At 64.0% G+C, this 5837-nt stretch carries 4 protein-coding genes and 1 pseudogene; all 5 read left to right on the top strand.

All coding sequences use genetic code 11. The features are described 5' to 3' along the window. The first annotated feature begins 279 nt into the window (after positions 1–279). Entirely contained in the window at positions 280–1620 is a 1341-nt protein-coding gene (locus E5K04_RS16475) for an MFS transporter (protein WP_136555932.1), read from the top strand. Positions 1621–1993: 373 nt separating this feature from the next. Beyond that, on the top strand, positions 1994–3124 hold the full coding sequence (locus E5K04_RS16470) for a serine/threonine protein kinase (RefSeq protein WP_136555931.1): 1131 nt from the start codon (positions 1994–1996) through the stop codon (positions 3122–3124). A gap of 176 nt (positions 3125–3300) precedes the next feature. Further along, positions 3301–4308: an ornithine carbamoyltransferase gene (locus tag E5K04_RS16465; protein WP_136555930.1), complete on the top strand. Its 1008-nt coding sequence runs from the start codon at positions 3301–3303 to the stop codon at positions 4306–4308. Positions 4309–4466: 158 nt separating this feature from the next. Beyond that, a complete protein-coding gene (gene arcC, locus E5K04_RS16460) occupies positions 4467–5411 on the top strand; it encodes a carbamate kinase (RefSeq protein WP_136555929.1) in 945 nt (314 codons plus the stop codon). An 87-nt stretch (positions 5412–5498) separates the two neighbouring features. Then, positions 5499–5837, top strand: a pseudogene (locus E5K04_RS16455) (L-lactate MFS transporter); the annotation flags it as partial.

Raw genomic sequence — 5837 nt, 5'->3', positions numbered from 1 at the left:
CGCGAAGGCACCTGCCTGGACTACTTCCCGAACCAGGACTTCGAAGACGTCACCCGCGTCTGATCCGTACCACCCAAGCCCGGCCCAAGTGGCCGGGCTTTTTTGCGGGGCAGCATGTTGGCATGGCAGGTACAGTAGTTTAAAATGCCTTCACTCGCTTTCATGTGGACGAGCCCCGACACCTGACGCAATCGCTTCTGCCAGGAGCCATTGCGTGAGGTGCAACCCGTCCAAGGTGCGCGCCTCTTGCCTATTCAGCATTGCATTGAGGAGCACAGCATGAGTAGCAAGGCCCTGCATTACCCTGCCTCCCCCGGCCCCGCCGACAGTGCGCACGACGACCATGCGCTGCGCCGCGCCGCCGTCGCCAGTTTCATCGGCAACTTCGTCGAGTGGTTCGACTACGCGGCCTACGGTTATCTCGCCGCCATCATCGCCGTGGTGTTCTTCCCCGAGGCCGACAAGACCACCGGCCTGATGGCCGCCTTTGCGGTGTTCGCCATCTCCTTCATTGTTCGCCCGATCGGCGGCATCATCTGGGGCCATCTGGGCGACCGGATAGGCCGGCGCACCGCGTTGTCGCTGTCGATCCTGATCATGTCCGGCGCGACCTTCTGCATCGCCTTCCTGCCGACCTACGCGCAGGTTGGCATGCTCGCCCCCATCCTGCTGCTGATCATCCGCCTGGTGCAGGGCTTCTCCGCCGCCGGCGAGTACGCCGGCGCGGCAGCCTTCCTCGCCGAATATGCGCCGGACGGCAAACGCGGCCTGTACACCAGCATCGTGCCAGCGAGCACCGCCGCCGGCCTGTTGTTCGGCGCACTGTTCGTCGCCCTGCTGCACGCGACGCTGTCGCACGACGACCTGCACAACTGGGGCTGGCGCCTGCCCTTCCTGTTGGCCGCGCCATTCGGCCTGATCGGCCGCTATATCCGGCTGCACCTGGAGGACACGCCCAAGTTCCGCCAGATGGAGCAGAACATGGAGAAGAAGGAAGCGGCCAGCAAAGTGCCGATCCGCGAGCTGATGGGCCGCTACCGCATGAAGGTCGTCATCGCCTTCGGCGTGACCTGCCTGAACGCGGTCGCCTTCTACCTGATCCTGAGCTACATGCCGACCTACCTGTCGGCCGAACTCGGCATGAACGAGACCGACTCCTTCCTCGCGTCGACCGTGTCGCTGGCTACCTATATCTTCTTCATCTTCCTGATGGGCACGCTGTCCGACCGCTTCGGCCGCAAGACCATGCTGATCGCCGCGTCAGTCGCCTTCATCGTGCTGACGGTGCCGCTATTCGCCCTGCTCGACGGCGCAAGCTTCGCGACCATCCTCTTGATCCAGATCGCGTTCGGCGCGCTGTTGACCATGAACGACGGCACGCTGGCGTGTTTCCTGTCGGAGATCTTCCCGACCAAGGTGCGCTACAGCGGCTTCGCGTTCAGCTTCAACTCGGCCAACGCGCTGTTCGGCGGCACCGCGCCGTTCATCGCGACCTGGCTGATCAGCGTGACCGGCAGCAAGACCGCGCCGGCGTGGTATCTGGTGGGCGCGGCCGTCGTCGCGCTGTGCGCGATGCTGATGATCCACGAGACCGCGCACGAGGCGCTGGCAGACGACTGACGCCACCGCCCGTCCCGCCCCCGCAACCCGGCCCGCGTGGCCGGGTTTTTCTTGCCTGCAACCCGGCCATCACGCCCCGGCCGGCGTGGCCGCACAACGGCGCAAGACCGTAAACCCCGTGCCGGCGGGTGACCCTGCGGCCTTACTCTGGCCGGACACACGGAAAAACACACGCCGTTCAGACCGGATTTTGACAGCCATTGACCTGTTTTTGTCTGGCCGCCGACGCGCCATGAAAACCGCATCACACGCCGGCCGTGATGACGATTTTTTGATAGCACTCAATGTTTTTTTGGAATGCCCAAGCCCCCTCACAGGCGTACAAATACGTCCAAGCAATCCACACCGAATTACCAAAACGAGGGCATTCACCATGACCAAGATCGTCAACTCCTGGAACGATTTCGACCCGCTCAAGCACGTGATCGTCGGCCGCGCCGACCACAGCTGCGTGCCGCCGGAAGAACCGGCAACTTCCGAAAAGGTACCGGTCGACAGCCCGATGCGCGGCATGTGGGGCCCCCGTCCGCTGGAAACCGTCGAGAAGGCCAACATCCAGCTCGACAACCTGGCCCGCGTTCTCGAAGAGCGTGGCGTCAAGGTCGACCGTCCGAGCCCGCTGAACTGGAACCAGCCGGTCAACACCCCGGACTTCCGTACAGATTCGATGATGACCTGCATGCCGCCGCGTGACACCCTGCTCACCATCGGCAACGAGATCATCGAAGCGGCAATGTCCTTCCGCTGCCGCTACTGGGAATACCTGGCCTTCCGCCCGCTGCTCTCCCAGTACTTCGAACAGGACCCGAACTTCCTGTGGACCCAGGCGCCGCGTCCGCGCCTGTCCGACAAGTCGTACAAGCACAACTACTACGACGAGAAGATCTCCATCGAAGAGCGTCTGGTGCGCACCGCCAACAAGGACTTCGTGACCACCGAAGAAGAAATCCTGTTCGACGCCGCCGACGTGCTGCGCCTGGGCAAGGACCTCTTCATCCAGCACGGCCTGACCACCAACCGCAAGGCGATGGAATGGTTCAAGCGCAAGTACCCCAACTTCCGCATCCACGCCGTTAACTTCCCGGGCGACCCGTACCCGATCCACATCGACGCGACCTTCGTGCCGCTGCGCCCGGGCCTGATCATCAACAACCCGCACCGCAAGCTGCCGGTCGAACAGCGCAAGATCTTCGAGAAGAACGGCTGGCAGATCGTCGACGCGGCGATGCCCGCCCACAAGGAACCGCCGCCGCTGTGCTACAGCTCGGTGTGGCTGTCGATGAACTGCCTGGTGCTCGACCACAAGACCGTCATCGTCGAAGCGTCCGAGACCAACCAGCTCGAGCAGATGGACAAGCTGGGCATGAACGTGATTCCGATCCACTTCCGCGACGCGTACGCCTTCGGTGGCGGCCTGCACTGCTCGACCGCCGACGTCTACCGCGAAGGCAGCTGTGAAGACTACTTCCCGGTGCAGGACTTCGACGACGTCACCCGCGTGTAAACCCTGACAGGTGGCCCCGAGGGGCCACCCCGCTTAACCCGGTACCGGCGCCACCAGACGTGCAGGACAGGCTGCAAGAAACGTTCTCCTCCTGTGATCAAGCCCCCTGCCGTCGCCGGTACCGTTTTTTATTCCCAGCGCCCGAGCGCCCATCCAGGATCAAAGAGAAAAGCAACATGGCCTTCAACCTGAAAAACCGCAGCTACCTGAAACTGCTCGACTTCGCCCCGCGCGAAATCCGCTACCTGCTCGACCTGTCGCGCGACCTCAAGCGTGCCAAGTACGCCGGTTGCGAAGAGCAGCACCTGAGGGGCAAGAACATTGCGCTGATCTTCGAGAAGACCTCGACCCGCACCCGCTGCGCGTTTGAAGTGGCCGCCTACGACCAGGGCGCCCACGTCACCTACCTCGGGCCCTCCGGCTCGCAGATCGGCCACAAGGAATCGATGAAGGACACCGCCCGCGTGCTCGGCCGCATGTACGACGCGATCGAATACCGCGGCTTCAAGCAGGACGTGGTGCAGGAGCTGGCCGACTACGCCGGCGTGCCGGTGTACAACGGCCTGACCGACGAATGGCACCCGACCCAGATGCTGGCCGACGTGCTGACCATGATCGAAGAGAGCGACAAGCCCTTGAGCCAGATCGCCTACGCCTACGTCGGTGACGCCCGCTTCAACATGGCGCGCTCGCTGATGGTCGTCGGCTGCAAGCTGGGCATGGACGTGCGCATCGGCGCCCCGACCCAGCTGTGGCCAGAGGCCGCGCTGATCGAGGAATGCCGCCAGATCGCCGCCCAGACCGGCGCGCGCCTGACGCTGACCGACGTGCCCGAAGAAGCGGTCAAGGGCGCCGACTTCATCCACACCGACGTGTGGGTGTCGATGGGCGAACCGAAAGAAGTGTGGGACGAGCGCATCGCCCTGCTCTCGCCGTTCCAGGTCAACAAGGAGCTGATGGCGGTCGCCGGTGAACAGGCCAAGTTCATGCACTGCCTGCCGGCCTTCCACAACAGCCAGACCACCGTCGGCGCCGACATCGCCCGCCAGTACCCGCAGTTCGCGGGCGGCATCGAAGTGACCGAGGACGTGTTCGAGAGCGGCGCCAACGTCGCCTTCGAGCAGGCCGAGAACCGCATGCACACCATCAAGGCCGTGATGGTCGCCACCCTGGGCGACCAGTAAGGCCACGTCCGGGGCCGGCCTGGCCGGCCCTGGCACGCAGGGACAATCGATTGGCGTTTGCCGACACAGCCGGCGCGCCAATTGCCCCTAGACTGCCTGTACCCCTTTCGAGTCCCGTGCGCCGCATTGCGGCGCCTTCATTTTTCCAAGGAAGTTCCATGCGAGTAGTAGTAGCCCTGGGCGGCAACGCCCTGCAAAAGCGCGGCGAGCCGATGACCGCCGAGAACCAGCGCAACAACGTCAAGATCGCCGCCAAGCAGCTGTCCGAAGTGACCAAGCTCGGCCACAACCTGGTGATGTGCCACGGCAACGGCCCGCAGGTTGGCCTGCTCGGCCTGCAGAACGACGCCTACGCCCGCCACGTCGACGGCAAGGTCACCCCCTACCCGCTGGACGTGCTCGGCGCGCAGACCGAAGGCATGATCGGCTACATGATCGAACAGGAAATGGGCAACGAGCTGCCGTTCGAAGTGCCGTTCGCGACCATCCTGACCCAGACCGAAGTCGACCCGGCCGACCCGGCGTTCGCCAACCCGACCAAGTTCGTCGGCCCGGTGTACACCAAGGAAGAAGCCGAGAAGCTGGCGGCCGACAAGGGCTGGACGGTGAAGGCCGACGGCGAATACTTCCGCCGCGTGGTGCCGAGCCCGAAGCCCAAGCGCATCTTCGAAATGCGCCCGATCAAGTGGCTGATCGAAAAGGGCGCGGTGGTGATCGCGGCCGGCGGCGGCGGCATCCCGACCATGTACGACGGCGACCAGCTGGTCGGCGTCGAAGCGGTGATCGACAAGGACCTGGCCTCCTGCCTGCTGGCGCGTGAAGTCGGCGCCGACTACTTCGTGATCGCCACCGACGTGCCAACCGTGTTCGTCGGTTGGGGTACGCCGGAAGCCAAAGCGATCCGCCATGCCCACCCGGACGAAATCGAGAAGATGGGCTTTGCCGCCGGCTCGATGGGCCCGAAAGTGGAAGCCGCGTGCGAATTTGCCCGCCTGACCGGCAAGAAGGCCGTGATCGGCGCGCTGGAAGACATCGCCAGGATCGTTGCAGGCGAAGCCGGCACCGTGATCTCGACCGAGAAGCCCGGTATCGAGTGGTACTAAGTCTTCCCTGAAAACCGCTGACAAGCCCTCCAGATAGGAGGGCTTTCTTGATGGCCGCGCTCGGGCGGCCGAATTCCGGAATCACACATGAACAAACTGAACAAGGCGGCGACCGTCCTCGTCGCCGGCACCTGTATCAACCTCACGATCGGCGTGCTGTACGCGTGGAGCGTGATCAAGAAGGCACTGGTCGCAGACTGGGGCTGGACCAACACCGACGCGTCGATGCCGTACAACGTCGCCATCGTGGTGTGGGCGATCGCGCTGTTGGCCGCAGGCGCCATGCAGGACCGTATCGGTCCGAAGAAAGTGATCACCCTAGGCGTGACCCTGGTCGGCGCCGGCATGATCCTCTCAAGCCTGATCCCGCAGGATTCGGTGATCGGCCTGACCATCGCCTTCGGCGGCATCGTCGGCACCGGCATC

This window comes from Crenobacter intestini (assembly GCF_004919095.1).
Taxonomy (GTDB): Bacteria; Pseudomonadota; Gammaproteobacteria; order Burkholderiales; family Chromobacteriaceae; genus Craterilacuibacter; species Craterilacuibacter intestini.
This window is presented reverse-complemented; position numbering and strand designations above follow the sequence as displayed.